General features: G+C 65.7%; 25 protein-coding genes. 17 read left to right on the top strand and 8 right to left on the bottom strand.

Annotated elements, in window-relative coordinates; translation table 11 throughout:
• Positions 1-55: 55 nt before the first annotated feature.
• The 3 genes from BN984_RS17565 to BN984_RS17555 form a co-directional block, all read right to left on the bottom strand.
• Entirely contained in the window at positions 56-970 is a 915-nt protein-coding gene (locus BN984_RS17565) for a DUF106 domain-containing protein (RefSeq protein WP_049968888.1), read from the bottom strand.
• Positions 971-1,089: 119 nt separating this feature from the next.
• Positions 1,090-2,148 (bottom strand): glycosyltransferase family 4 protein, encoded by a 1,059-nt coding sequence (locus BN984_RS17560; RefSeq protein WP_049968887.1) that lies wholly within the window; start codon positions 2,146-2,148, stop codon positions 1,090-1,092.
• A 198-nt stretch (positions 2,149-2,346) separates the two neighbouring features.
• Positions 2,347-3,426 carry a DUF354 domain-containing protein gene (locus BN984_RS17555; protein WP_008094129.1) on the bottom strand — a complete coding sequence of 360 codons (1,080 nt, stop codon included), beginning with the start codon at positions 3,424-3,426 and terminating at the stop codon, positions 2,347-2,349.
• A gap of 366 nt (positions 3,427-3,792) precedes the next feature.
• On the opposite strand from BN984_RS17555, the gene BN984_RS17550 reads away from it, so the two are divergent.
• The 10 genes from BN984_RS17550 to BN984_RS17505 all read left to right on the top strand — a co-directional run bounded on the left by BN984_RS17550 (position 3,793) and on the right by BN984_RS17505 (position 14,655).
• Complete coding sequence (locus tag BN984_RS17550) at positions 3,793-4,380, top strand: metal-dependent hydrolase (RefSeq protein WP_008094128.1); 588 nt, start codon at positions 3,793-3,795, stop codon at positions 4,378-4,380.
• 182 nt (positions 4,381-4,562) lie between these two features.
• The gene (locus tag BN984_RS17545) at positions 4,563-5,138 is read left to right on the top strand and encodes an N-acetyltransferase (protein WP_008094127.1); all 576 of its coding nucleotides are present in this window, start codon (positions 4,563-4,565) and stop codon (positions 5,136-5,138) included.
• Complete coding sequence (locus tag BN984_RS17540) at positions 5,135-6,238, top strand: DegT/DnrJ/EryC1/StrS family aminotransferase (RefSeq protein ID WP_049968886.1); 1,104 nt, start codon at positions 5,135-5,137, stop codon at positions 6,236-6,238. The genes BN984_RS17545 and BN984_RS17540 overlap by 4 nt, the downstream gene beginning before the upstream one ends.
• Positions 6,235-7,275 carry a Gfo/Idh/MocA family protein gene (locus BN984_RS17535; protein ID WP_233517301.1) on the top strand — a complete coding sequence of 347 codons (1,041 nt, stop codon included), beginning with the start codon at positions 6,235-6,237 and terminating at the stop codon, positions 7,273-7,275. Before BN984_RS17540 ends, BN984_RS17535 begins: the two co-directional genes overlap by 4 nt.
• Positions 7,272-8,705: a nucleotide sugar dehydrogenase gene (locus tag BN984_RS17530; RefSeq protein WP_049968885.1), complete on the top strand. Its 1,434-nt coding sequence runs from the start codon at positions 7,272-7,274 to the stop codon at positions 8,703-8,705. The genes BN984_RS17535 and BN984_RS17530 overlap by 4 nt, the downstream gene beginning before the upstream one ends.
• Positions 8,702-9,787 carry a non-hydrolyzing UDP-N-acetylglucosamine 2-epimerase gene (gene wecB, locus BN984_RS17525; protein ID WP_008094123.1) on the top strand — a complete coding sequence of 362 codons (1,086 nt, stop codon included), beginning with the start codon at positions 8,702-8,704 and terminating at the stop codon, positions 9,785-9,787. Before BN984_RS17530 ends, wecB begins: the two co-directional genes overlap by 4 nt.
• Positions 9,780-10,790 (top strand): polysaccharide deacetylase family protein, encoded by a 1,011-nt coding sequence (locus BN984_RS17520; protein WP_049968884.1) that lies wholly within the window; start codon positions 9,780-9,782, stop codon positions 10,788-10,790. Before wecB ends, BN984_RS17520 begins: the two co-directional genes overlap by 8 nt.
• Positions 10,791-10,886: 96 nt before the next feature.
• On the top strand, positions 10,887-12,209 hold the full coding sequence (locus tag BN984_RS17515) for an antibiotic ABC transporter permease (protein ID WP_049968883.1): 1,323 nt from the start codon (positions 10,887-10,889) through the stop codon (positions 12,207-12,209).
• Positions 12,210-12,476: 267 nt separating this feature from the next.
• Positions 12,477-13,565 (top strand): lipid II:glycine glycyltransferase FemX, encoded by a 1,089-nt coding sequence (locus tag BN984_RS17510; RefSeq protein ID WP_008094120.1) that lies wholly within the window; start codon positions 12,477-12,479, stop codon positions 13,563-13,565.
• Between the two features lie 52 nt (positions 13,566-13,617).
• Positions 13,618-14,655 carry a lipid II:glycine glycyltransferase FemX gene (locus BN984_RS17505; protein ID WP_008094119.1) on the top strand — a complete coding sequence of 346 codons (1,038 nt, stop codon included), beginning with the start codon at positions 13,618-13,620 and terminating at the stop codon, positions 14,653-14,655.
• Between the two features lie 58 nt (positions 14,656-14,713).
• Here the strand turns inward: BN984_RS17505 and BN984_RS17500 are convergent, their stop codons facing one another.
• Positions 14,714-15,010 carry a winged helix-turn-helix domain-containing protein gene (locus BN984_RS17500; RefSeq protein WP_049905314.1) on the bottom strand — a complete coding sequence of 99 codons (297 nt, stop codon included), beginning with the start codon at positions 15,008-15,010 and terminating at the stop codon, positions 14,714-14,716.
• A 467-nt stretch (positions 15,011-15,477) separates the two neighbouring features.
• Between BN984_RS17500 and BN984_RS17495 the strand changes: the two genes are divergently transcribed.
• Together BN984_RS17495 and surE are read left to right on the top strand one after the other, a co-directional pair.
• Complete coding sequence (locus tag BN984_RS17495) at positions 15,478-16,410, top strand: DUF6544 family protein (RefSeq protein ID WP_008094114.1); 933 nt, start codon at positions 15,478-15,480, stop codon at positions 16,408-16,410.
• 30 nt (positions 16,411-16,440) lie between these two features.
• Positions 16,441-17,316, top strand: a complete 876-nt coding sequence (gene surE / locus BN984_RS17490) for a 5'/3'-nucleotidase SurE (RefSeq protein WP_008094112.1) — start codon at positions 16,441-16,443, stop codon at positions 17,314-17,316.
• Positions 17,317-17,346: 30 nt separating this feature from the next.
• Here the strand turns inward: surE and BN984_RS17485 are convergent, their stop codons facing one another.
• Positions 17,347-17,751, bottom strand: coding sequence for a CBS domain-containing protein (locus BN984_RS17485; protein WP_042665409.1), 405 nt, complete (start codon positions 17,749-17,751; stop codon positions 17,347-17,349).
• Positions 17,752-17,940: 189 nt separating this feature from the next.
• Here BN984_RS17485 and msrA point away from each other — a divergent pair, with 189 nt between their 5' ends.
• The 3 genes from msrA to BN984_RS17470 all read left to right on the top strand — a co-directional run bounded on the left by msrA (position 17,941) and on the right by BN984_RS17470 (position 20,611).
• Positions 17,941-18,474, top strand: coding sequence for a peptide-methionine (S)-S-oxide reductase MsrA (msrA, locus tag BN984_RS17480; RefSeq protein WP_008094107.1), 534 nt, complete (start codon positions 17,941-17,943; stop codon positions 18,472-18,474).
• Between the two features lie 735 nt (positions 18,475-19,209).
• Positions 19,210-20,034, top strand: coding sequence for a ParA family protein (locus BN984_RS17475; protein WP_008094106.1), 825 nt, complete (start codon positions 19,210-19,212; stop codon positions 20,032-20,034).
• Positions 20,027-20,611 (top strand): hypothetical protein, encoded by a 585-nt coding sequence (locus tag BN984_RS17470; RefSeq protein WP_049968882.1) that lies wholly within the window; start codon positions 20,027-20,029, stop codon positions 20,609-20,611. The genes BN984_RS17475 and BN984_RS17470 overlap by 8 nt, the downstream gene beginning before the upstream one ends.
• A 533-nt stretch (positions 20,612-21,144) precedes the next feature.
• Here BN984_RS17470 and BN984_RS17465 read toward each other — a convergent pair.
• A complete protein-coding gene (locus tag BN984_RS17465; RefSeq protein ID WP_004978076.1) occupies positions 21,145-22,395 on the bottom strand; it encodes an orc1/cdc6 family replication initiation protein in 1,251 nt (416 codons plus the stop codon).
• A 671-nt stretch (positions 22,396-23,066) separates the two neighbouring features.
• On the opposite strand from BN984_RS17465, the gene BN984_RS19510 reads away from it, so the two are divergent.
• Together BN984_RS19510 and eif1A are read left to right on the top strand one after the other, a co-directional pair.
• Positions 23,067-23,366 (top strand): hypothetical protein, encoded by a 300-nt coding sequence (locus tag BN984_RS19510; RefSeq protein ID WP_147298791.1) that lies wholly within the window; start codon positions 23,067-23,069, stop codon positions 23,364-23,366.
• A 148-nt stretch (positions 23,367-23,514) separates the two neighbouring features.
• Positions 23,515-23,799, top strand: a complete 285-nt coding sequence (gene eif1A / locus BN984_RS17460; protein WP_081909257.1) for a translation initiation factor eIF-1A — start codon at positions 23,515-23,517, stop codon at positions 23,797-23,799.
• A 208-nt stretch (positions 23,800-24,007) separates the two neighbouring features.
• Here the strand turns inward: eif1A and BN984_RS17455 are convergent, their stop codons facing one another.
• Together BN984_RS17455 and BN984_RS17450 are read right to left on the bottom strand one after the other, a co-directional pair.
• Complete coding sequence (locus tag BN984_RS17455; protein ID WP_049968881.1) at positions 24,008-24,484, bottom strand: YbaK/EbsC family protein; 477 nt, start codon at positions 24,482-24,484, stop codon at positions 24,008-24,010.
• Positions 24,485-24,596: 112 nt separating this feature from the next.
• The gene (locus tag BN984_RS17450; protein ID WP_049968880.1) at positions 24,597-25,712 is read right to left on the bottom strand and encodes an aminotransferase class V-fold PLP-dependent enzyme; all 1,116 of its coding nucleotides are present in this window, start codon (positions 25,710-25,712) and stop codon (positions 24,597-24,599) included.
• Between the last annotated feature and the right edge of the window lie 16 nt (positions 25,713-25,728).

Raw genomic sequence — 25,728 nt, 5'->3', positions numbered from 1 at the left:
GGAGCCACAGCCGGCGGTGACAACGGCGCGTGCTGGAGACCACCGACTGCGCTCCTCACGCGGGGTTCTGGGCGGGGTTCTGGTCGAACAGCCGGCTAGCTGTTCGCTTGACGAACAGGTTGGAGACGAGTGAACTCACGAAGTACCACACCATCCAAACTTGCATCGGTCCGACTAACCGCGCGCTCCAGATGATGCGGTCGGCTATCGGAATCACCGGCGCGGCCGTGACGATGGCGCCTGCGGGGTTCATCACGAACCACGACAGCCAGAGGAAGACGGGCACCGTGATGAGCATCGACCACGCGATCGGCCGGAGGTTGTTTTTCATCGTCCCGAGTTGGTCTCGCATCAGCTCCTGCTGACGCTCGGTGAGACGTTCCACGGCGGCATCGTCCCCGCGCTGCTTCGCGGTGCTGAGTTTCTCTCGAACCCGTTGCATCTGCTCTCTCTGTGCGTCCATTCCGTCCTCGTCGAGGAACCGGCGACGGAAGCCCGTCGAGACGAGCGCAACCGCCGTCGCGAGAACGACGACGAGCAGCGGGAACGGGAGCACCCCGGCGAGCGGCCCGAGGACGAGGTCCATCGGACCGACAATCGCCGCTTTGATGGCTGGCACCTGATAGCCGGCCACGAGGGTGATTGCGCCCGCTCCGGCGAGTTTGTCGACCGGTCTCCACGCCGATTCGTCAGTCGTCGGAGCGGGCTGAGCGGTCGCAGCACCGACCTCGATACCCGCGTCGGCGAGTGCGTCCCGAACGGCCGGTGGGTCGTCGACGACGAACACGCCGTCAGCGGCCACGAGCACGCCGGTCCTGAGCAGCCGACCCCACGTCTCAGCGTCGACAGCATCGCTCACAGCGTCGTACGTGAGAGTTCCATCGCCGCGCTCCGCGTGCGCGAGGACGCTCGCGAGCGCCCGACCACCGATGTCGTCCCGCACCAGCGATTCGAGTGCAGTATCGTCCATCCAGTAATTGTAGATGAGTTAACATTAAAAAGCTGACCCGTTGACGACCTTCGAAGCGCATATCGAGAAGAGCGCCGTCTCCGCAGGGATTTCGGAGGAAAGAGAGACTGGCCCCGACGCTACGCCGCTTCGGCGTACATCGCAACCAACTCGTCCGCGTTCGACTGCCACGAGTAGCGTTCTTCGATGGCCACCCGGTTCGTCTGCCCCATGCGGACGGCTTCCTCGGGGTTGGAGACGAGTCGCGCGAGCGCCCGGGCCAACTCCTCGGCGTCGCCCGGCGCGACGAGAATCCCGCGGTCGTCGGTGATGACTTCGGGGATGCTCCCGACGGGCGTGGTCACGATGGCGTTGCCGCCGGCCATCCCTTCGAGCATGGCGATGGGAAGCCCCTCCGCGTAGGTCGGGAGGACGAACACCGTCCCGCGGCTGATGAGGTCGCGCTTGTCTTCCTCGGAGAGGAAACCGAGGTACGAGACGTTGTCGTGGGCGGCGGCGACCGCCTCGGCGCGGTCCGCGTGGGGGCCGCGGCCGCCGATGCTCACCTCGAAATCGAGGCCGGGCGTCGATTCGAGTATCTCGATGGCGTCGAGGAACTCGCGGATACCCTTGCGCTCGATGAGGTTCGAGACGAAGACGAGGTGGACCGGATCGGTCGGGTACGTCGGGTCGTACTCCGCGGGTTCGACGGCGTTTGCCATGACGTGGACTTTCTCCTCGCCGGCGAGCCGGGAGACGAGGCCGCGCCAGTACTCCGAGAGGACGACCACGTCGTCGACGGCGTCGAAGACGAGCGATTGGAGTCGGCGGACGACCCGCGAGTCCGTTGCGAGGAAGTCGTCGAACGACGAGCCGTGGATGTGGAGGACGACGGGAACCCGCCAGACGTACTTCGAAAACAGCGTGAAGAACGCCGCGCGGTAGAACGAGTAGGTGTGCGACGAGTGGACGTGGACGATGTCCGGGCGTCGCTGGAAGGGAAAGAGAACGACGGCAATGAGCGACGAGAGGAGCATCCGTGCCGCGAGTTCGAGCCCCTCGCCCTTCGGCGCGGTGTAGCGCGTGTAGACGCGAACGTCCATCCGGTCTTCGAGGTAGCGACGCTGTTCGGTGATGTATCGGTCGATGCCACCGGTTCCTTTCGGGCCGACGATGAGGAGTGTTTGCTTGGGCTTCATGGGTTAGTTCTGGTTGGTTCTTCGGGTCGTGGTCGGGGAATCCCGAATCCGAGTCACGAGACGCGTCGAGACGGGCGCGGGCGCGCGCCGGTCGATGCGCGAAAATTGGGCGGTTCGGCGGTTAGTTATGGGTCGATTGACCGCCTCCGAGGGCGGACAGCGGCCCCGCGGTTAGTTTCGACGACGGCGGAGCACCGGCTACGCCGGGACGGTGTGTCGCGTCAGCGAGTCGACCGTCTCGACGGAGCCGTAGTTCAGCGCCACTTGGACGATGACGTCGGTGAGGTTGACCTTGTCCGCGAGGAACGCGTCGCGCTTTTCGGCCCAGCGGGCCTTCGCGCCGTCGTCGTCGAGGAGTTCTTCGGCGCGGGCCATCACGTCGTCGAACGACTTGAGGTTGGAGATGAGCCCCTGTCGTTCGAGTTCGACGAAGTTGCCCATGTCGTCGTCGCCGACGAAGGAGTTCGACCGGATTGCTGGCGTCCCGAGCAGCGCCGCCTCGGTGACCATGGTCTGGGTGTCGGCGACGAGCAGGTTCGCCTCGGCGAGCACGTCGTGGACGAGCGCGGGGTGGAAGTCGAACGGCCGGGTGTCGAGGTCGCCGTCGCGGCGCTCCTCGCTCTCGTCGAGGACGAAGACGGTCGCGCGCTCGCCCAGCATCTCGATGAGTTCGCGGCGGCGCTCGGGGGTGAACCCGCCGTGGCCCACGTCGTGGTGCGAGCCGAACGCGTTGAACCGGACGACGACGAACTTCTCGTCGGGGTCGAGGCCGAGTTCGGCCCGGATGTCGACCGAGGGCTCGTACACGTCGGGGTGGAGGTAGGCCGTCTCTTTGAACCCGCGGAACTGGTAGTGGTTGTCCGCGAGGTCCTTCCCGAAGGTGTGGGGCGTCAGAATCGCCTTGGCGAACGGCCGGGAGACGACGTGGTCCAACGAGGTCGGTTCGGAGTCGAGAAGGAGGATCACGGGCGTCCGCGAGACGGCCCCGGCGTGGGCCGCGTAGCCGCCCATCCCGAAGATGAGGTCCGGCTTGAACCGCCGCACGGCGCGGAAGATGTTGACGTAGTGGAACGGGAGCGACTTGAAAAGCGAGTACTTCGTCGTCCCGCAGGAGCCGTAAATCTCGTGCGGGAGGTCGTAGTACTCGAGCAAGTCCTTGGTACAGCCGTAGTCGCGGCCGAGGACGAGCACGTCGTGACCCATCGCCTGAAGCTCTCTGACGGCGTATTTGTAGAGGTGGACGTGCGCGGGCGTGTTGGTGAAGAACAGGTATCGCATACTCTCTGGAGATGCCACGCGCCCCGCGGGAGTAGTTATACGGCGTCTACCCGCCGCCGCCGCTCGAATCGACGCCGGCTTCCGGCCACGAAAATCGCCCCGAGGCAGTTACAGTCGCCATAACAAAACCCGGACGAGCACACGAGTTCCCTGACCGGGCGCTCGCGCGCCGTTTCGCCCAACTCCGCGTCCGACGCGGGCGGAAACCACGATCCTCCACAGCCGACCCGACGCGCCCGACACACACCAGATGTTTCAGACACGTATCCCCACTACCACCCCGCGACGACGAACCGCCGACAGAGAACCGACGATGCGGACGCAACCGACCGAGACCACGGGCCAACCGACCGGGAGCGACCGCTGATGTTCCCGTGGGAGCACGCCGCTGTCGGCTACATCCTCGTCTCGCTGTGGGCTCGAGCGACCGGCCGAAAGCTCGACGGCTGGGCCGCGCTGGCGGTGCTCGTCGGGACGCAGTTCCCCGACCTCGTCGACAAACCGCTGGCGTGGTCGTTCGGCATCCTCCCGAGCGGTATCTCGGTGGCGCACTCGATTCTCGTCTCGGTGCCGGTCTCGATACTCGTCGTGGCCGTCGCGCGGCGCTACGGGGCGGCCACGGTCGGCGTCGCCTTCGCCCTCGGCTACCTCTCGCACATCCCCGCGGACCTGCTGTACAACGGCTTTTTCTTCGGGAACTACGACGTGATTCGGGCGTTCCTCTGGCCGCTGTCCCACGGCAGCGAGTCGTCGATGGGCGGCTTCTTCGCCCAGACGTGGTTCTACCTGCGCCGCTTCGTCGTCTTCCTCGGCCGACCCGAAGCGTGGGTGCTGGTCGCGTTCGAACTCGCGTTGCTCGGCAGCGCCGTCTGGCTCTGGCTCGGCGACGGAGCGCCCGGCGTAGAACTTCTCAAGCGCTCTGTGACCGGAATCCGACGCGGCGTTACGAAGTGACTGCGAGCGGATTTCGGGCGGCAATCACTCCATAACAAAGCCCTCACCGAGACTGAATTTCGCTAAGGCAGGCAGACTCCCCGCCGACATGATATGAAATTCCAGATTTTCCAGTCGATTCGGCCGTTCGCCGAGTCGACACAGACAGTCGATGGAGCGCGACCGACGCGAGGTGGACGACGATGAGCGCCGAGATGGGCGTCGAATCCCACGTCGACGACGGCGTCACCATCGGCTACGGCGACGGCGACGACCCGGTCATCGGCGACCGGGCGCGAATCCGCGCCGGCACCATCGTCTACCACGACGTGACTATCGGCGACGACTTCGTCACCGGCCACAACGTCCTCGTCCGCGAGCACACGACCATCGGCGACCAGGTGCTCCTCGGGACCGAGACGGTCGTCGACGGCACCACGACCATCGGGTCGCGCGTGAGCATCCAGACGAACGTCTACATCCCCACCAACACCCGCATCGGCGACGACGTGTTCGTCGGCCCGGGCGTGGTGATGACGAACGACCCCTATCCGGTCCGCACCGACGCGGAACTGGTCGGCCCGACAATCGAGAACCACGCCTCTATCGGCGCGAACGCGACGCTCCTCCCCGGCGTGACCGTCGGCGAGGGCGCGTTCGTCGCCGCCGGCGCGCTCGTCGTGAACGACGTGCCGCCGCGAACCCTCGCCGTGGGCGTCCCCGCCGTCCACCGCGAACTGCCGGAGCAACTGCGGGGAGCAAACAGGATACGACGATGAGTTCAGACCACATTGCCATCGCCGCGCCCCAGCTCGGGGCGGCGGAACGAGACCGAATCGCGGCCGTCCTCGACAGCGGCATGATAGCCGACGGCCCCGAGGTTCGGGGCTTCGAGCGGGAGTTCGCAGACTACTGCGGCGCCGACCACGGCGTCGCCACCTCGAACGGGACGACGGCGCTCCACGCCGCGCTCCACGCGCTCGGCGTCGGCCCCGGCGACCGCGTCCTGACGACGCCCTTCACGTTCATCGCGACGGCCAACGCCGTCGCGTTCACGGGGGCCGAGGTGGGCTTCGTCGACATCAACCCGCGGACGTACAACATCGACCCCGACGCGCTCGAAGCGCGGCTCAGGGCCGGCGAACAGGTGGACGCGGTCATCGCGGTCCACCTCTACGGTCTCCCGGCGGACATGACGCGGCTCACGGAACTCGCCGAGGAGTACGACTTCCTGCTCGTCGAGGACGCCGCGCAGGCCCACGGCGCGGAAGTCGAGGGACGGCGCGTCGGCTCCTTCGGCGACGCCGCGTGCTTCTCGTTCTACCCGACGAAGAACATGACCACGAGCGAGGGTGGGATGATTACGACCAACCACGCGGACGTCGCCGAGCGCGCCGCCCGGTTCGTGGACCACGGCCGCGTCTCCGGCTACGAGCACGCCGAGGTCGGCCACAACTTCCGCATGACGAGCATCGCCGCGGCCATCGGCCGGGTCCAGCTCGAACGGCTCCCCGAGTTCACCCGCGCGCGACAGGCCAACGCCGCCGCGCTCACGGAGTATCTCGAAGACTCGCCGGTCACGACGCCCCACACGCCGTCGGACCGGACCCACGTCTTCCACCAGTACACCGTCGCCTGCGACGGCGTCGAGCGCGACGCCCTCAAGTCGTACCTCGACGCGAAGGGAATCGCCACGGGCGTCTACTACCCAAAGCCCGTCCACAAGCAGCCCGCGTACGAACACCTCGCGGTGTCGGCCCCCGTCGCGGAGGAGGCCGCGGCACGGGTGCTCTCGCTGCCGGTCCACCCCGGACTCAGCGAGGCCGACGTAGAGCGCGTCGGGACTGCGGTCGCCAATTACGTGGAGGTGGCGAGGTGAGCCGAGAAACCACCGGATTGCGAACAGACGGCGGCCGAGAGCGCCCGGTCCGCGCGGGCGTCGTCGGCGTCGGGTCGATGGGAACCAACCACGCGCGGGTCTACGCGGAGCTTCGCGGCGTCGAACTGGTCGGCGTCGCCGACGCGGACACAGAGCGCGCCGCCGAGGTCGCCGCCGACTTCGGCACCGACGCGTACGGAATCGAGGAACTCCTCGACCGCGTCGACGTGGTGACGGTCGCGGTGCCGACGCCCTACCACGAATCGGTCGCCCGGCAGTGCATCGGCGCCGGCGTCCACGCGCTCGTCGAGAAGCCCTTCGTCGACGACCTCGACGCGGGCGCGGAGTTAGCCGCGCTCGCCGAGGAACGCGGCGTCGTGCTGCAGGTCGGCCACATCGAGCGGTTCAACCCGGCCGTCCGCGCCCTTCCCGACCTCCTCGACGGCGTCGAACCCATCGCCATCACCGCGAACCGGCTCGGCCCGCCGCTGAACCGCGAGATGGGCGACGGCGTCGTCATGGATCTCATGATTCACGACATCGACGTGGTGCTCTCGCTTGTCGATGCCGGGGTCGACCGCGTGGCCGCGACCGCCACGCCCGACGAGCAGTACGCGACGGCACAGGTGACCTTCGAGAACGGCGTCATCGCCTCGCTCACCGCGAGTCGGCTCACCCAGCAGAAGACGCGGACCCTCGACATCACCGCGCGCGACCGGCTCATCCGGGTCGATTACCTGAACCAGTCGGTCCAGATTTTCCGCCAGTCGCGGCCGGACTATCTCCGGGACAACGGGGGCGTCCGCTACCGCCACGAGGTGGTCATGGAACAGCCGATGATTAACACTGGCGAGCCGCTGAAACGCGAGCTACAGGCGTTCGTGGACGCCGCGACCGACGGCGGCCCGGTCCTCGTCTCGCCGGCTGACGGCCTGCGCGCCATCGAACTCGCCCGGCGCATCGAGGCCGACGCCGAAGCGACGATTCGGAGCGTCGAAACCGCGGAGACCACGGAAACTCCGGAGGGTCGGCAATGAGCCGCGAACGGCCCGGACTGTACGGCTCCGACCGCTCGCCCGAAGAACAGAAGCGGGCTCTGCGCGCCGGCGAGGTCCCCGTCGCGGTGTACGGCCTCGGGAAGATGGGCCTCCCGCTGGCGGCGGTCTACGCCCGCGCGACGGGCAACGTCACCGGCGTCGACATCAGCGAGGACGTGGTCCGCGGCGTCAACGACGGCGAATGCCACGTGGCGAAAGAGCCTGGACTGCCCGAATTAGTCGCCGAGCAGGCCGAACGCGGCGCGCTCCGGGCGACCGCCGACGGCGTCGCCGCGGCCGAGGGAGCCGCGATTCACGTCATCATCGTCCCGACCCCGCTGACCGACGACCGCGAACCCGACCTCGCGGCGTTCGAGGCCGTCCTCGACAGCATCGCACGGGGCCTCGCGCCCGGCGACCTCGTCGTCGTCGAGTGCACCGTCCCGCCGGGGACGAGCAAAGACCTCGTCGTCCCGTACCTCGCGGAGCGAAGCGGCCTCTCGGCCGGCGAGTTCGGCGTGGCGTTCTGCCCCGAGCGGACCTCGTCGGGCCGGGCGCTCCGCGACATCACCGAGTCGCACCCGAAAATCGTCGGCGGCGTCGACGCCGAGAGCACCCGCGTCGCGGCACTCGTCTACGGCGAACTGACCTCGAACGAGGTGATTCCCGTGCGCGACGCGACGACCGCGGAGGCCGTGAAGCTGTTCGAGGGCGTCTACCGCGACGTGAACATCGCGCTCGCGAACGAACTCGCGCGGCTCCGCGACGACCTCGGCATCGACGTGACCGAGGCCATCGACGCGGCCAACACCCAGCCGTACTGCGACATCCACGCGCCCGGCCCGGGCGTCGGCGGCCACTGCATCCCGTGGTACCCGTACTTCATCACGAGCCGAGTGGAGGCCGAGACGCCGCTGCTCCTGACCGCCCGCGAGGTCAACGACAGCATGCCGGCGTTCACCGCCGACAAACTCCGCGACGAGTTGGCCGCGACTGGACGCGGCGTCGAAGGCGCGACCGTCGCCGTCCTCGGCGTCACCTACCGCCCCGGCGTCGCCGAGACCCGCGCGACGCCCGCCGCGGGCGTCATCGACCGCCTGAACGAACTCGGCGCGACCGTCCTCGCGGTCGACCCGATGCTCTCTGACGAGGTCGTCGCGTCCTTCGGCGCGACCCCCGTCTCGCTCGCCGACCTGCCGGCCCACGCTATCGACGCGGCCGTGGTCGTCACGCCGCACGAGGAGTTCGACGAAATCGACTGGGCCGCCTTCGACGACCTCGTCGTCGTCGATGGCCGAGGCACCCTCGGCGACATCGGCCACCGCGTGTACGAAATCGGCGGTGGGCCGCGGGGCGAGTCGTCCAAGGCCGACGCCGACACCGACCCCGAGATTGCGGCCGACGCACCGCACGGAGGTTCGGGCCGATGAGCCGTCTCAAGGTGCTCTCGGTCGTCGGCGCGCGCCCGCAGTTCATCAAGGCGTTCCCCGTCTCCGACGCGCTCAGACGCGACCACGACGAGGTGCTCGTCCACACCGGCCAGCACTACGACGAGTCGATGTCGGGCGTGTTCTTCGACGAACTCGACATCCCGGAACCCGACTACAACCTCGGGGTCGGCTCGGGCGGCCACGCCGCCCAGACCGCCGAGATGATGACCCGTCTGGACGCCGTCGTCGCCGACGAGGAGCCCGACGTGGTGCTCGTCTACGGCGACACCAACTCGACGCTCGCGGCGGCGCTCGTGGCTTCGAAGCGCGAGCCCGCGCTGGCGCACGTCGAAGCCGGCCTGCGGAGCCACAACTGGGAGATGCCCGAGGAGGTCAACCGCGTGCTCACCGACCACTGCTCTGACCTGCTGTTCGCGCCCTCCGAGTCGGCCGCCGAGACGCTGGCGGCCGAGGGCATCCGCGACGGCGTCTCCGTGACCGGCGACGTGCAGTACGACGCGGTCCTCCGGGTACGCGAGGCCGCCCGCGAGCGGTCGTCGATACTCGCCGACCTCGACCTCCGAGACGGCGAGTACGTCCTCGCGACGGTCCACCGCGCCGCCAACACCGACGACTACGACCGCCTCGAAGGCATCGTGGAGGGACTCGCGTCGTCGGAACTCCCGGTCGTCTTCCCGGTCCACCCGCGGACCGAGGGGGCGCTCGAAGCCAGCGGCCTCTGGTCGCGGCTCGCCGACGCCGAGAACGTCGTCCTCGTGGAACCGGTCGGCTACCTCGACTTCGTCCGCCTGCTCGACGGCGCGGAGCGCGTCGCCACCGACTCCGGCGGCGTCCAGAAGGAGGCGTTCTACCTCGACACCCGGTGTCTCACGCTCCGCGACGAGACCGAGTGGACGGAAACCGTCGACGCCGGCTGGAACACCCTCGTCGGCGCGGACGCCACGGCGATTCGGGCGGCGCTGGCCGACGACGACCCGCTTCCCGAAAAGCCCTCGCTGTACGGCGACGGGAGCGCCGCCGAGCGAATCGTCGCCGCGCTCTCGGAGTACGAGTATGCGTGAGAGGAAGGGAGATGCGGATGCGCGAGATGACCACCGCGTGACCGCCACGGAACCGAGCGAACCGGGGTTCGCCGTCTGTCTGACCCACGACGTGGACCGCCCGTACAAGACGTATCAGGGGCTGTACTACGCGGCGAAGTCGAACCCCGGCTACCACCTCCGGACGCTCCTCCGGCGGGAGAACCCCTACTGGCAGTTCGAGGAGGTCATGGCGCTCGAACGCGACCTCGGCGTCCGCTCGTCGTTCTACTTCCTCAACGAGCCGAGCCTCCTCGAGACGGGGTCGCTTTCGGACTGGCTCGAACCGAAGAACTGGGTCGAACACCTCGGCCGGTACGACCTCGACTCGGAGTCGGTCGCCGCCGCCGTCCGCGCCCTCGACGACGGCGGCTGGGAGGTCGGCATCCACGGCTCGTTCCGGTCGTGCGACGACTTCGACCGCCTCCGGACCGAAAAGCGCGAACTCGAAGCGGTCCTCGGCCACGAAATCGTCGGCGGCCGCCAGCACCACCTCAAACTCGGGCCGAACACGTGGCGCTACCACCGCGAACTCGGCTTAAAGTACGACGCCAGTCCCGGTTCGAGTTCGGAAAACGGCTTCCAGCACGGCTACCAGCCGTTCCACCCCTTCGACGACGGCTTCGTCGTCTTCCCGCTGACGCTGATGGAGGTGTCGCTTCCCGACCCCGGGTCGGCGTTCGACGAGGCGTGGGCCGAGTGCGAGCGCCTCCTCGACGAGGCCGAGGCGAACGACGCCGTGATGACGGTACTGTGGCACCCGCGGTACTTCAACGAGGACGAGTTCCCCGGCTACCGCCGGCTCTACCGCCGCATTATCGAACGGGCGCTCGACCGCGGCGCGTGGGTCGGCCCCCTCGGCGACTACTATCGCGAGTTCCTCGCCGAGCGCGATTCCGGCGACGACTCGGACGGGAGGACGACCGACAGCGCGACCACCGACGGCGCGACCGCCGCCGGGGCGAATCACTCGCTCTCCCGGTAGAATACGGCGGCGTCGGCCGGTATCGGCCCCATAACAAAGCCGCCAGCGGGCTACCTCTCGGACAGCCAATACCCCTCAGAGAGGCTATTCTATATCATGAATCCACCATCGAAGACACAGTATCGCCGCGACGGCGACACCGACGCCGACACGGAGCGACTCCAGCGGTACGTCGACGTGCTCGACGACGTGCTCGACTACGCTCGCGAACGCGACTACAAGGGCTGGGACTACGGCGACGGCATGAGCAGCAGGCTCCTGCTGTCGGTCCCCATCGACAACCGCTGGTTCAACCTCGTGGTCCAGGAGTTCATCAAGCGCTCGCCCGTCAACGTCCGCCCGCTGTTCCTCGTCGAACAGCGCCGGAACTTCAAGGGCATCACGCTGTTTGCCATGGCGAACCGGACCCGCGCCCAGTTGGCCGAGTGGTTCGACGGCGACCGCCCGGCGGAGACGTACCGCGACGACGCGGAATCGTTGACCGAGTGGCTCGTCGAAAACCAGGCCAAGGGCTACAGCGGTTTCGCCGGCAGCCACCGTCACGTCATCCAGCACATCTCCGGTCGCAACGGCCCGCGGTCGGGGATTCCCCACTCGCCGAACATCGTCTCCACGTCCTACGGCGTCAAGGCGCTCCTCGCGGGCCGGGAGTTCGACCCGGACTACCCGGACATCGCCAAGACCGCCGTCGACGTGATGCTCAACGACCTCAACTATCGGCCGAAGGACGACGGCGCGGTCATGGACTACTACCTCTCGCACCCGAAGGACAGCTACACCCTCAACGCGCTCGCCATCGGGGCGCGACTGTTCGTCGAGCTGTACGACCACTTCGGCGACGAGGAACTGCTCGAACGCGCCGAGAAGGTGTACGACTTCGTCGCGTCGAAGCAGACCGACCGCGGTGGATGGTACTACCGCGAGCCCGCGAGCGCCTCGCACCTCTCGATGGACAACCACCACAACGGCTTCATCATCGAGTGCTTCCAGCGCTACGAGCAGCTCGTCGGCAGCGGGCGGTACGACGAGACGCTCGAACGCGGCCTCGACTTCTACGCCCGCGAGCTGTTCGACGAGGACGGCGCGCCCAACTTCGACGAGGAGCACCCCTACCCGCGCGACATCCACGCGACGGCGCAGGGCATCCTCGTGTTCACCTACGCCGGGCAGTACGACCGCGCCGAACGCGCCATCGACTGGGCGCTCGCGAACATGTACGTCCCGACGGAAGGTCGGTTCTACTTCCGCAAACACCGCTTTTACACCAAGCGCATGACGCTCATGCGGTGGTGTCAGGCGTGGATGGCCTACGCCATCGCCGAGTACGTCGCCACCAGAATCTCCGGCGAACCGACGCACGGCTACGGCATCGACGCCGACGGTATCGAGCGCCTACGAGCGGCGGCAGAGCGCCCCTGACGGGAGGCAGGCCGGCGCGAACGCCGGCTAGTCGCTTCATAACAAATCCCCATCCTCCCGTCACAGTAGTTCGAGAATGTCTTTTCGAATGATACACGCTGACGCGGCCCGACCGAATCGCGGGTCGATTTACGGGGCCGCAGAGTCGGCGGGTGAGTCGGCTGATTTCGGTCGGTACGGTCGGGCCGGCCGGACCGGACGCGTCGACCACAGCCGGCGTTGTCGGTGGCAACGGATGCAGTACGAACTCCCTTCACCCCTCAACCCATGACCATCGAGATTACCGAGTTCGACCACCGCGACCGCGACGAGTGGGACACGTACGTCGAGCGGTCGAGTCAGGCGAGCCTCTTTCACCAGTACGAGGCGCTGCGGCTCCAGGCGAAGTACTCGAACTCGAAGCTCCACCTGCTCGTCGGCTTCAAGACCGAAGAGCCGGTCGGCCTGTTCCCCGTCTTCGAGATTCGGAAGGGACTGGTCAAGACGGCGTTCTCGCCGCCGCCGCACATCGGCGTCCCCTATCTCGGGCCCGTGATGCTCGACGCCGGCAACATCAAGAGCCGGAAGTTCGAGCGCCGCCGCAACCAGTTCATCGACGGCTGTACCGAGTGGCTGGACGAACACATCGGCCCGAACTACACGCACGTCCGCGTCGGCGACTACTACACCGACATGCGGACGTTCCTGTGGAGCGGCTGCGACGTGTCGCCGAAGTACACCTACAACGTCGACCTGACCCGGGGCGAAGAGGACCTCCTCATGTCGTTCAGCCGGAGCGCCCGACGGAACATCCGCGACGGTCGAAAGCTCGTCTCGGGTATCGAGGAGGGCGACCGCGACGACATCTGTTCGATTATCACGCTGGTCAAAGACCGCTACGAGGAACAGGACCTGTCGTTCGACGTGCCGCCGCAGTTCGTCATGGACCTGTACGACTCGCTCCCGGCAGGGCAGGTCCGGCCCTACGTCTTCCGGTACGACGGGACGTTCGTGAGCGGGATTCTCGTCCTCCAGTACGGGGACACGCTCTACCGCTGGCTCGGCGGCGTCCGGCCCCAGCGGGACTTCGGCATCGACGTGAACGACCTGCTGGACTGGCGCATCATGCGCGACGGCATGGCCGCCGGGATGCGCCGCTACGACCTCGTCGGCGCGAACAACCGCCGGCTCAACCGCTACAAGAGCAAGTACAACCCCGAACTCGTCACGTTCTACCAAATCGAGCACGGCGCGCTCCCGGTCAGAACCATCGCGCACCTGTACAAGAGCCGTCTCGGACCCGGCATCGAGATGTTGTCCCGGGGAAACGGGACGAGCCTCCCGTCGCGACTCGTCTCGGGGTTCCTCCACCGGTGACGACCCGCCCGACGTACCGCCCGACGACCATCCAATCACACGACTACGACACATGTCACAACTCCGTATCGAACCCCTGAGCCTCGACGAGTGGGGAGCCGCGCTCCCCTCGTCTGGCACCGAAGTCTTCCACACCCCCGCGGTGCTCGCCGCTATCGACGAGCACTTCGACGGCGAAATGCACCTGTTCGGCGTCTTCAAGGGCCAAGAACCGGTCGCGCTGTTCCCGACGTTCGTCCGCCGAAACCCGCTCGGACGGGTCGTCGTCTCACCGCCGCCGGCGATGGCGATTCCGTACATCGGCCCGGTGATGATGCCGAACAGCCCGAAACAGAGCGCCTACGAGTCGGTGAACCGCGAGTTCGCCGACCTCGTGGTCGAGGAACTCGGCATCCGCTCGAACCGGACGTTCGTCCGCCTGCTGTGTTCGCCGGCGTACCTCGACCCCCGCCCGTTCGAATGGACCGGCTTCGCGGTCAAGCCCGCTTTCACCTACCGGCTCGACCTCGGCGGGCGCTCGCTCGACGAGATACAGGCCCAGTTCAGCAGCAGCCTCCGCCGCGAGATTCGACAGGCGCGCGAACTCGACATCACCATCGCGGACGAAGGGCTCGACGGCGCTCGCGTCGTCTACGACGACGTGGTCTCACGGTACGACGAACAGGACGAACCGTTCGGGATGCCGTGGGAGTTCGTCGAGTCGCTGGTCGAGAACCTCGGCGACCGGTGTCGCGTGTACGTCGCCCGCGACCCAGACGGCAAGTACCTCAGCGGGATGATCGTCCCCTTCTCGGACGAGGTGGGCTACTTCTGGCTCGGCGGCGCGCGCGGCGAGTACGACGGGGTCAGCATCAACAGCCTGCTCCACTGGACCATCATCGAGGACATCGTCGAGGACGAGGCGCTCGCGTCGGTCACGAAGTACGACCTCGTCGGCGCGAACACGGAGCGGCTCTGCAACTACAAGTCGAAGTTCGGCGGCGAACTCGTCCCGTACTACGTCGTCGAGTCGACCGGCGTCGGGATGAACCTCGCCAAGCGGACCTACCAGCTCCTGAACAAGGGGACGGAGCGAATCGCGACGAAGTGAATCACCGGGTCGCACGACGCGCCGCACCGTCCGTGAGAAAACTGCGAGACGGCCGCAGTCACGTCATCTGCTGTGTCTGGATGACGTCCCAGATGTTCTCGGCGTCGTCGGTGATGCCGTACACCCGCCCTTTTCGACGCTGTTCCGGAACGAGGAGTTCCACGAGCGAGCGGTCTCTGAGTTCCTGCAGCGCCCGCGAGACGTGAGCGACCGCGCTCTCGGAGTCGGTGGCGATTTGCGTCGGCGTCGCCGGCCCCTCGGAGAGCCTATCGAGGACCGAGACCCGGTAGCGAGAGCTGATGACGAAGCCCACGTCGTCCCACGGCACGTCGTCGGTCTCACCGACGTGGCTCACGCAACGCCCACCTCGCTTGGGGAGACAGGTCGGTCGGCGTGACAGTCGGGGCGCGCTCTCGAGGAAGTACGACGGCGAGTAGAGAAGGCGGACCGGGGGAGACGACGACCCGCATCGCTCGCGGCCGTCGTGGCGGTCGAAGACCGAGAAGCCGTCGACCACGACGGAGTCGAATCTGCCGAAAACAGACGAATTAACGGGAGATTAACCGCGATGGCGGCGGGTTCCCGGCATGCCGGCCGCATCGGTTCGGTGCGCATTCGTTCGTTAGTACGAACTTAATTACATAAAGTCATCGTTTGAATTATATTCACGCGTTCGTGAGTATCTCGATTTTGTGGACGAACCGTTGACAGAAATCCGGGGAGGCGTCGTTAGCGACGGTTCGCCCGCGGCCCGAAGGCGGCCAGTGTCAGTCCGCGAGAGTCACGACGAGACTCATATTCGTCTCTCGCGTATCGTCCGGTATGTCACGGACGCGAACCCCCGGACGACTCGGCATCGCGATTGTCGTCGGTGTTCTTGCTGTCGGCGCTCTCCTCGCCGCGGTTCGGGCGCGAACCGACGGTACGGCCGCGCGACTGCTCGACGTACTCCAGCGAGAACACGCCGAAACGACCACGGGCGACACTGAGAACGGAGAGACGCTCGACGAGGCCGACCTCAGCGGCCTGCCCGCCCCAGTTCGCCGGTATCTCGAACGCGTGCTTCCGGGCGAGCCCCGCCGGGTTCAGTCGGTCCGGCTCCGCCAGACGGGGGCGTTCAGACTCGGCGACGCGGACTCGCCGTGGAAGCCGATGACCGCGACCCAACACTACACGGTCGACCCGCCGGGGTTCGTCTGGGACGCCCGAATCGACCTCGCGCCGTTCCTTCCGATTCGAGTCGTGGACGCCTTCGTCGGCGGTGCGGGGTCGCTGGAGGCGAAGCTACTTTCGGTGGTCACCGTCGCGGACGCCCCGCCGTCGCCGGAGTTGGACGAGGGTGAACTCGCCCGCTACCTCGCCGAGATGGTCTGGTTCCCGACCGCGTTCCTCCCCGGCCACGGCGTCAGGTGGGAACCGAGAGACGACCGCTCGGCCCGCGCGACGCTCGAGTATCGCGGGTCGACCGCGACCGTCGTGTTCCACTTCGACGAGAACGACGAGGTAGTGCGCGTCACCGCGGACCGGTGGCGCGACACGGGGGACGGCGAGTACGAGCGGTGCCCGTGGACGGGATACTTCAGCGACTACCGCGAAGTGGACGGGATGCGCGTGCCCACGGCGGCCGAGGTGGCGTGGAACCTCCCGCCGGGCGACCTGCCGTACTGGCGGGCGACCATCGACGACGCGGAGTACGACCCGCTGCCGACGGCGACGCGGCGGTCGAATACCTCTCTGAGTCCGAATCCGGAATAGCTACGACGACCGACAGAAACCCACGACTAGATGACCGACTCCTCGTCTCCGCTCCGAATCCTCCTCACCAACGACGACGGCATCGACGCGCCCGGCATCGCCGCCATGCGCGAGGAACTCACCGCCGTCGGCGACGTGACCGTCGTCGCGCCCGCCGAGAATCAAAGCGGCGTCGGCCGCGCCCGCAACGAACACGCGGTCCGCCGCGACCACCCGTGGGGGTACGCCCTCGAAGGGACCCCCGCCGACTGCGTCGCCTACGGGCTCCGCGGCCTCGACGCCGACTTCGATATCGTCGTCTCCGGTATCAACGACGGTCCGAATGCGGGCAACTACGTCGTCGGCCGGTCGGGGACCGTCGGCGCGGGCGTCGAGGCCGCGTTCCTCGGGACGCCCGCCATCGCCGTCTCCAGCTACCACGCGCGGGATTTCTTCTGCCACCCGCCCGAGGAGTACGACTTCTCCCGCCCCGCCCGGGTCGCCCGTGCGCTGACCGAGCGCGTCTTCGGGACCGACGTGTTCGACGAGGTCGACCTCCTGAACGTCAACGCCCCCGCCGACGTGCCGAGTCCCCGGATGCGCGTGACCCGCCCCTTCGCGGACTACGACCAGCAGGTCGACCACCACGCCGACGCCGGCGCACTCCCGGACGGCGACCGCGAAGGTGGCCTCGACGACGACGAGGTCTACGTCCGGCTCCAAGACGTTTCGTGGCCCGACGCCGTCGGCTTCGAGAACCCATTCCCGCTCGGCGACGAACACCGCGACCGCTATCCGGTCGGGAGCGACCGCCGCGCGATGGTCGACGGCGAGGTGAGCGTCTCGCCCCTGGCGGTCCACCACGGCCACGCGACGGACCCGCGGCTGGCGAGTGTCGTCGAGAGCCTCTCCGAACAGGTAGAGTAACGCGGAGTTGCCGGCAGGGGGAAGACCGCGTTACGACCGCGCCAGCTGTCCGGTCTGCGAGAGGTAGGCCGCGAGGTCCGAGGTGGTAATCATCCCGATGACGCCCTCCTCGTCGTCGACGACGGGCATGTGGTGAAAGCCGTGTTCGGTCATCGACTCCGCGACGGTGACGATGGAGTCCTGCGCTCCCGCGGTAATCACGTCGGTGGTCATGTAGCGCTCGACGGTCGTCTGCGCTTTCGGCTGGCTCTTCGCGACGATGTCGACGAAGTCGGTCGTCGTCAGGATACCTTCGAGCCGGTTGTCCTCGTCGACGACGATGACCGAGCTGATGTTGTTGTCCAGTATCAACTGCGCCGCGTCTTCGACGAGCGTGTCTGGGGTGACCGTGTGGAGGGTCGTGGACATGAGCCTCGCGACGAATACATCTTCCATAGTAATTGCTGACAGACAGGCCGGTTAAATGTTGGCTTCGGGTACACTCCGGTCGGGAAAACCCACGGACGCGTCCGGGGCTCGCTCGTCGGAGCGCCGGCGTGGGTCGGCGGTCGTCGGCGAGCACCAGACCTCGGCCGCGACTGCCCCCGCCGCGGGGCTTAATTCCTCGGCGACGTAACCGGGCCTATGGGAAGCACACAGACTGCGACGTTCGGCGGCGGCTGTTTCTGGTGCGTCGAAGCCGCGTTCAAGGAACTCGACGGAATCAGCGAAGTCACGTCGGGTTACGCCGGCGGGAAGACGGAGAATCCGAGCTACGAGCAGGTCTGTTCGGGGAACACCGGCCACGCCGAGGTCGTGCAGGTGGAGTACGACCCCGTGGCCGTCGGCTACGACGAACTGCTCGAGGTGTTCTTTGCGGTCCACGACCCGACACAGCTCAACCGACAGGGCCCCGACGTGGGAACGCAATACCGCTCTATCGTCCTCTATCACGACGACGAACAGGAGCGACAGGCGTCGGCCTACGTCGAAGCCCTCGACGAGGAGTACGACGACAAGGTCGTCACGGAGTTGGCCCCGTTAGAGACGTTCTACGAGGCCGAGGAGTACCATCAGGACTACTTCGAAAAGAACCCCGACGACGCGTACTGCCAGTTCCACGCGAGCCCGAAAATCGAGAAGGTCCGCGAGAAGTTCGCCGACAAACTCGCCAACTGAGCCGAGACGGCGGACAACACCACTGTGTCCGCAGTATCTGCGGGCGAGAGACGCTGAATATCGCTTTCTTCGGTTCAGTTTGAATCGCGCGACGGTCGAAACGAAGTTCGCACAGTCGACACCGGGCGGACTGCGAGGAAGGTGTAAACCGCGGTGACAGTGCAGACTGCGAGGAGAGCGTGAACTTCGAGCGCAGTGGAGACAGCGAAGAGAGTGCGAACTGGCGAAGCAGTCCAAACGGTTCGAACGGCGGGCGAATCTGAAGCCGTCTGGGAAGTTTGCACCGCTTGCGGGTCTCGAGCTGTGTACAATTTGTACAAATTGTGAAATTTGTATGAATTGTAGAGGTTGTAGAGTGTTGAGGTAGTCTACACCGCGAACGATTCGCACAGTGTGAAAGCTTCGCAGAACGCGAACGGCGTTCGGAAACCGAACGCCTCGGACGACTGAAACGGTCCACAAACCGAGAGCGCGGGCGAATCACCGGATACCGGCAGGTGACAGTTTACAATTTTTAAAATTTGTAGACATTGTAGAAATTATAGAATGTAGAAGCAGTCCCAACGGTTCAAAAGTCGTGGATAAAATTATGTGGTACGCCGCGGAAGGTCCGTTCAAGTTCCTCAAATGTCCGCACAGTCCACAGTTCAGACGGAGTTTGCACCGCTCAAACAGCAGACACAGCGTAGACTGTGTACAATTTGTGAACATCGCGCTCCGCAGGAGGCTCGATAGATGTCGCGAGCCGTGAGCGTCTCTCTCCAGAAAGGCGGCGTCGGAAAGACGACGATTGCCATCAACCTCGCCGACGCGCTCGCCGCGCGGGGGAGCGACGTGCTCTTAGTCGACCTCGACCAGCAGGGGAACGCGACCGAGGGCGTCGGGATGAAAGACGCCTACGAGTCGTCGGAGCCGAACGTCGGCGACGTGCTGACCGACGACGAGCCCGTGGACGTGCGCGAAGTGATACGCGACCGCGAGGCCTTCGACGTGCTTCCCGCCCACGTCGACCTCGACGACATCGAAGACCGAGTCCGGAACTCGACGTTCGGCGTGCTCTGGGTCCGCCGCCGAATCGTCGACCCGCTGTTGGACGACGACTACGACTACATCGTCATCGACTCGCCGCCGAGCCTCGGCCCGCTGTCCGACGCGGCGCTCATCGGAACCGGGAACGTCGTCGTTCCGCTCCTCATGAGCGAGCCGAGCGTGAGCGGCTTCGAGCGGATGTTCGAACAGCAAATCGGGCCGATTCGCCGCGAGGTCGACCTCGACATCCTCGCTATCGTCCCCAACGACCTCACCGGAAACAACGAAGAAAAGCGCATCATCCGCGACCTCGAAGACTCCCCCTTCGAGCAGTTCATCCCGCCGTTCGCCCGCTCGGACCTGTTCGACGACCCCGACTCCAAGGGGCCGGGAATCAGACACCGAATCGCGTTCAGTCGCGCCTGGCGCGACGGGAAAACCCTCCGGGAGTACGACCCGTCGAACGACATGCTCGACCGACTCGACCAACTCGCGGAAATCGTCGAGCGCGGAGGGACCGACGATGCCTAAGGAAAACCGGTTCGCCGGCCTCGGCGAGGCGATGGAATCGGAATCGGAATCGGAACCAGACACAGAACTCGACGACGAGCAGACCCCGGACGAAGACGCCCCCGACGGGTCCGAGAAGTCAGCCCCCGAACCAGCGGTCGAAGCCGAGTCCGAGGGCGACTCTGCGCCCGACTCGAACCCCGAAACCGACTCGGAGTCAGATGAAGCGAGCGAGAGCGACGACGCGAGCGAAAGCAGCGAGGACCCCGAGAGCAGCGAACGCGACGAACCCGGAGAGCCGGTCGAGTCGACCGCGGAAAAAGACGGCGTGGAAAGCGCCGGCGAGACGGAGCAGGCGACGGAGACAGCGGGTGGTCCGGCGTTCGAGTTCGAGGCGACGACCGCGAAGAGCATCTACGTCCGGACTGCGACGCTCGATCGACTGGACGACGCCGAGTTCGAAGTCGAATCGTACCTCCGCCGAGAATACGACGTGCGCGACCTGACCGGCCGCGAGTTCCACGACGCTCTCGTCCGCGTCGCCGCCGAGTACCCCGAGAAAATCGCCGACGCCGTCCTCGAAACTCGCGAGGAGTGAGAAGCCGAAGAGTCGAACAAAACCGGCTCGAACGTCCGGAGAACAGCGGACAGTGTGGTGTTCGAGACCGACAGCCCGCCGCCCGGTTATCGAAACGCCCGATGACAATCGACAGCGGAGCGGAGAAAACGACGGCTGCGCACCGCGGCGTCCGCTGTTGTCGTAGACGCGGAGTGAACGTCGCGTTCGAACGTGGAAAGGCGCGACACCGAACACCGGTATGTCCGCTGTTGTACCGCCGGCGAGCCGCGGAGATGGCCGCTACCTGGTGAACAGCCGGTCGCGTAAGTTGGGAACACCACACTGTCCGCTGTTCGAATAAGCGGCGAAAATAGCCGATTTACTGCGGACATCGTGGTGTTCCGAGCAGTCGGAAACCGGTAACGAAAACGGCCGGCGAATCCGAACGAACGCATGCTTTTGAGGAACGAGTCGAAGTAGCAACCGCCTCCAAAACACGGCAGAGAGCCGTTCCGGCGGAGGTGGGTTCGAGACAAACACCATCATGTCCGCAGTAACTTCAGTCGGGTCACCTACTGCTGGATGAAATCGTCGAGCGTGCTCGTCTTCTCGCCGTCGAGGAAGGGTTCGACCGTCTCGTGGACGCCCACGAGTTCGATAGTGTCGCGCATGGCCGAGACGATGAGCCCGACGTCCATATCGAGGGCGTATTCGCGGTACGTCCCGCCGCGTCGACCCTCGTTTCGCTCGGTGACGGAGACGATTCCGAGCATCGCGAGCTCGCTGAGGTGGTCGCGCATCCGTCGCGGGACGAGCGGGTCGCGGTTGGCGAGTTCGGTAAAGCGGGTGTAGCGGGGGCGGACGTCGCGGGAGCGAATCGGCGTTTCGTCTTCCAGTTCGAGCGTCAGAAGCGAGTAGAGGACGAGGTGACCGTGTTCGGTCAGCCCGTTGATTCCCTCTTTGATGCGGCCGCGCTCGAGGGCGCGCCGACCGCGTTTCACGTGTTCTTCCTCGATGCGGTCGGTGTCGTCGTCGCGGGCCAAATCGCCGGCTTTCATCAACAGGTCGATCGACTGGCGGGCGTCGCCGGCGTCTTTCGCGCCGTAGGCGGCACAGAGCGGAATCACCTCGTCGGCGAGGACGCCCTCGCGGAACGCAACCTTGGCGCGCTGCTCGAGGATGGCGCGGAGGTTCTTCGCGTTGTACGCGGGGAAGTGAATCTCCTGTTCGCACAGGGAGCTTTTGACCTTCGGCGAGAGGTCGTCGCGGAACGAGAAGTCGTTGGAGATGCCGATGAGACCGACTTTGGCCGCGTCGAGGTTCCCGTTGGCCCGCGCTCGCGGGAGTTGATAGAGGATGCTGTCGTCGTTGACGTGGTCGATCTCGTCGAGAACGATGATTATCGTCCCGCCGCAGTCGTCGAGCTCCTGCCAGAGCATCTCGTAGACGGATCCGAGCGGGTAACCCGTCGTGCTAATCTGGTTCGACTCCGACCGGAACTCGTTGACGAGTCGGGTCGCGATCTGATACGAACTCGTGAGTCCGTCGCAGTTCAGGAAGACGACCCTGAGGTCGATGTCGTCGTAGTGACTCGCGTCCTCGCGGAGGTGCCCGAGTAAGTACCGCGACGCGGCGGTCTTGCCGACGCCGGTCTTCCCGTAGAGGAAGATATTGTTGGGCTGCTCGCCGTTGATAACCGGTTGCAGCGCAGCCTGGAAGGTACGGAGTTCCTCGTCGCGCCCCACGAGTTCCTCGGGTTGGTAATCCTCGCGGAGGGCGTCCCGGTCCCGATAGATCTCGGTGTCCCGCTCGAATAGGGGCATACTATCACGGTTCGACCACTTCGTTGATAAAACCACCGCGTCCGGAGTGTCCGCTGTTCTCGTGTTTTATATACTCGGGCGGGGACACACCCCCTCCACTTTGTCCGCTGTTCTGGGAAACGAAGGTAACCGGTGGAACAACTGGACGGAGCCGCGTGTTCTGATATAGAGAAAGATTTAATATACAATAGCTTAAACTAACTCCGTAATACAGACAATAATTATAGTTGTATGGAAGCTGTGTGAGGACGGCCACTTTAATTCGTATTCTAACGTTCCTGAACTAAGTTGGTTGATAGGGACCCGACAGTAGGGGACCGGCTCACGGCGACGGGGGGTACCGTCTCACACCGAGAACAGCGGACAAAGTGGTGTGAGTGTTCCCCGTTTTCGCACCGCCTCGTCCCTACGTTCACACGCACCGAGAACAGCGGACAAAGTGGTGTCCGTGTCAACCACTAACCGACGAACGGCAATCCAATTCCAATCAACCACTCTCAGGTAATACCCACGGAACGCGTACTGAAGCGATTACCACACAAACGCGTCGTTAGTTCTCACACGACGGGGTCGACCCGACTGCTTCGCTCGCCTGCTCACCCGAACACCCGTTCTCTCGACTCTCGTTCCTCGCTCCGCTTGACTCCTATGAACGCTCTGAGAGAGAACACGTGACCGAGAAGGACGTGGACAACCGCGGCGGTGATAGCGGTGATACTGTGGCGGTGACTCAGTCTACCGATACCTCGTCTACCGACGATATCTGTCCTCCGTGGCTCGGTGGAACCTCGCGACTCGGAGAAAGCGTCTTTGCAGGGGCCGAGACGACGAACAACTGCGGACATAGTGGTGTTACTGGGGAATCCTCGAACCCCCGCGACGCGTCCGAACGCTTCAGCGACGACTCGGCGATGACCGACCGCGACCGGTATCCCAAAATGAGGCCTCGAGCGAAACCACATGGTGTGTGACCGCGAACCAACCTCTACCGGCGGCCAATCTGTCGGAAAACAGCGGACAACGTGGTGTTCGAAACCGCCGCCACCGCGATTTCAACGTCATGACATTTGGTATCACGAGTATCCGATAAGTTATCCGTCTCCGGGTCCGAGCAAAAACGTGAGTGAAAATCAAGGGCGTCGAAACCTTCGAATGCCCAACGACAACGAGCTGTTCGCAGTCGTCACAGAGCACAACGGTGGCAATCACGTCCGAGTCCGCTGTGAAGACGGAAAGAACCGCATGGGCCGCATCCCCGGCCGCATGAAGTACCGCACGTGGATCAACGAGGGCGACGTCGTGCTCGTTGAACCGTGGGACTGGCAGGACGAGAAAGCCAACATCGAATGGCGATACACCGGCGAGGACGCGGACCAGCTCCGGCGCGAAGGTCACATCCAGTAATCATTTTCTCCGAAAGGAGAGTTTATCTCGCCTGACGAACCAGCCGTGGCTCTCCGATAACCCCACGTTTTCTCTCCAGCGATTCTCCGTTAGTACCGATGGAACAGAACAGCGGACATAGTGGTGTTGCTCTCGTCGCGCCCGGCAAAATAGAACGAAGGCGCGAGCGCGAACCGCCTGCCGGAGGTCCGCTCGTTTCGCCCCCGCCTCACTCGAACACGTCGACGAATCGCGGCGCCGAAAGTGTCTGAAGGTCCTCCGGCGTGAGTCGGAACACCGCCTCGGGCGTTCCCGCGGCGGCCCAAATCCGGTCGAACGACTCGAACGTCGGGTCCGCGAGGACGGGACAGTCGGTTGCGTGGCAGGTCGGCGGCACGCCGCCGATGCTCCAGCCGGTCGCCTCCTTCACCTCGCCGGGGTTGGCGCTTCGAACCGAGCCTTGTTCGACGCCGAACTCGGAGGCGAGCGTGGCTTCGTCGACGCGGTTCGCGCCGCTCGTGAGGACGACAACCGTCTCGTCGCCGACGCGCATCACGATGCTCTTGACGATTTGGGCGACGTCGCAGCCGACGGCCGCGGCCGCGTCGTCGGCCGTCTTGGTTCCCTCCGGAAACTCCTCGATAGTCACTTCGAACCCGTGAGAATCGCGTACTTGGTCGGCGAAATTGCGTGCCGTGGGATGCATACTCAGGGGTACCCCCTCGCCGGATATGAACGTTCGCTGACGAGGCAGATTCTGCGAGGGAGTCAACGACCGCACGCGAATCGCGTTCTCGACACCCCCGCGAGCTACGGAGCTACCACTCCCCGTCGAGTCCGTCGCGAAGCGCCGCCACGTCCGACTCGTCGTTGAAGTTGTGGAACGACGCGCGGACCGCGTTCGGCTCGGGGAGCGTCCGGACGACCACGCCCGCCGACTTGAGACGCTCGACCGTCCCCTCCGGGTCGGAGACTTCGAACGAGACGAGTCCCGATTCCGGGTCGTGAGGGCTCAACAGCCGTCCTTCTGGGACGTCCTCGATGAATCGGCTCGCGAGATTGCGAATGTGCGCTTCGGTCCGGTCGAGACCGATGCGCTCGGCGATGCCGATAGCCTCTCGGAGCGCGACGTGCGGGGCGGGGTTGGTGGTTCCGACCTCGAAGCGCTTGGCTCCCGGCGCGAAGTCGAGCCCGTCGGCGTTCGGCTCCGTGACGCCGCGGTAGCCGACGGCGTGTGGCTCGATTTCCTCCGCGATTTCGCGCCGGACGTAGAGGAACCCCGCGCCCCACGGCCCGAGCAGCCACTTGTGGCCCGCGCCGGCGACGATATCTGCTCCCCAGTCTTCCACGTCGACGGGATACTGGCCGAACGACTGGACCGCGTCGACGACCGACAGCGCGTCGGCGTCACGGGCGATGTCGGCGAGTTCGCGCACGCGGAGCCGCGTCCCGTAGTTCCACGTCAGGGCGCTGAAACAGACGAGTTTGGCGTCGCGGACGGCGTCGGTGTACTGATCCATATCGAGCCGCCCCGCGTCGCTCTCGACGACGCGGACCTCCACGCCCTCGCGTTCGAGCCGCCGCCACGGGAGGATGCCCGCCGGGTGTTCGAGGTCGGTGCGGACGACGACGTCGCCCGGTTCCCAGTCGAGTGCGGTGGCGATTCGGTTGATACCGTCGGTAGTGCTCTGGGTCAGCGCCACCTCCTCGATCTCGGCACCGATAAACGCGGCCACGTCCTCGCGGACGGCCTCGTAGGCGTCGAACGCGGTCGGGTAGGGGCCGTCGTCGCCCGGCGAGTCGTACTCGTGGTATTCGAGGAACTCGGTTGCCCGCTCCACGATGGGGCGCGGGCTCGGGCCGTGCGCGCCGGTGTTGAGATACGTGACGTCGTCGAGGGCCGGAATCGTCGTTCGGAGTTCGTCGGGTGTCATAGTGCGTTATCGGGTG

The organism is Haloferax prahovense, from assembly GCF_000723845.1.
GTDB classification, from domain to species: domain Archaea; phylum Halobacteriota; class Halobacteria; order Halobacteriales; family Haloferacaceae; genus Haloferax; species Haloferax prahovense.
This window is presented reverse-complemented; position numbering and strand designations above follow the sequence as displayed.

Excerpts from the sequence above, each read along its gene's own strand:
- BN984_RS17565 (WP_049968888.1), bottom strand. The coding sequence starts at position 970 with ATGGACGATACTGCACTCGAATCGCTGGTGCGGGACGACATCGGTGGT.
- BN984_RS17560 (WP_049968887.1), bottom strand. The coding sequence starts at position 2,148 with ATGAAGCCCAAGCAAACACTCCTCATCGTCGGCCCGAAAGGAACCGGT.
- BN984_RS17555 (WP_008094129.1), bottom strand. The coding sequence starts at position 3,426 with ATGCGATACCTGTTCTTCACCAACACGCCCGCGCACGTCCACCTCTAC.
- BN984_RS17550 (WP_008094128.1), top strand. The coding sequence starts at position 3,793 with ATGTTCCCGTGGGAGCACGCCGCTGTCGGCTACATCCTCGTCTCGCTG.
- BN984_RS17545 (WP_008094127.1), top strand. The coding sequence starts at position 4,563 with ATGAGCGCCGAGATGGGCGTCGAATCCCACGTCGACGACGGCGTCACC.
- BN984_RS17540 (WP_049968886.1), top strand. The coding sequence starts at position 5,135 with ATGAGTTCAGACCACATTGCCATCGCCGCGCCCCAGCTCGGGGCGGCG.
- BN984_RS17530 (WP_049968885.1), top strand. The coding sequence starts at position 7,272 with ATGAGCCGCGAACGGCCCGGACTGTACGGCTCCGACCGCTCGCCCGAA.
- wecB (WP_008094123.1), top strand. The coding sequence starts at position 8,702 with ATGAGCCGTCTCAAGGTGCTCTCGGTCGTCGGCGCGCGCCCGCAGTTC.
- BN984_RS17520 (WP_049968884.1), top strand. The coding sequence starts at position 9,780 with ATGCGTGAGAGGAAGGGAGATGCGGATGCGCGAGATGACCACCGCGTG.
- BN984_RS17515 (WP_049968883.1), top strand. The coding sequence starts at position 10,887 with ATGAATCCACCATCGAAGACACAGTATCGCCGCGACGGCGACACCGAC.
- BN984_RS17510 (WP_008094120.1), top strand. The coding sequence starts at position 12,477 with ATGACCATCGAGATTACCGAGTTCGACCACCGCGACCGCGACGAGTGG.
- BN984_RS17505 (WP_008094119.1), top strand. The coding sequence starts at position 13,618 with ATGTCACAACTCCGTATCGAACCCCTGAGCCTCGACGAGTGGGGAGCC.
- BN984_RS17495 (WP_008094114.1), top strand. The coding sequence starts at position 15,478 with ATGTCACGGACGCGAACCCCCGGACGACTCGGCATCGCGATTGTCGTC.
- surE (WP_008094112.1), top strand. The coding sequence starts at position 16,441 with ATGACCGACTCCTCGTCTCCGCTCCGAATCCTCCTCACCAACGACGAC.
- BN984_RS17485 (WP_042665409.1), bottom strand. The coding sequence starts at position 17,751 with ATGGAAGATGTATTCGTCGCGAGGCTCATGTCCACGACCCTCCACACG.
- msrA (WP_008094107.1), top strand. The coding sequence starts at position 17,941 with ATGGGAAGCACACAGACTGCGACGTTCGGCGGCGGCTGTTTCTGGTGC.
- BN984_RS17475 (WP_008094106.1), top strand. The coding sequence starts at position 19,210 with ATGTCGCGAGCCGTGAGCGTCTCTCTCCAGAAAGGCGGCGTCGGAAAG.
- BN984_RS17470 (WP_049968882.1), top strand. The coding sequence starts at position 20,027 with ATGCCTAAGGAAAACCGGTTCGCCGGCCTCGGCGAGGCGATGGAATCG.
- BN984_RS17465 (WP_004978076.1), bottom strand. The coding sequence starts at position 22,395 with ATGCCCCTATTCGAGCGGGACACCGAGATCTATCGGGACCGGGACGCC.
- BN984_RS17455 (WP_049968881.1), bottom strand. The coding sequence starts at position 24,484 with ATGCATCCCACGGCACGCAATTTCGCCGACCAAGTACGCGATTCTCAC.
- BN984_RS17450 (WP_049968880.1), bottom strand. The coding sequence starts at position 25,712 with ATGACACCCGACGAACTCCGAACGACGATTCCGGCCCTCGACGACGTC.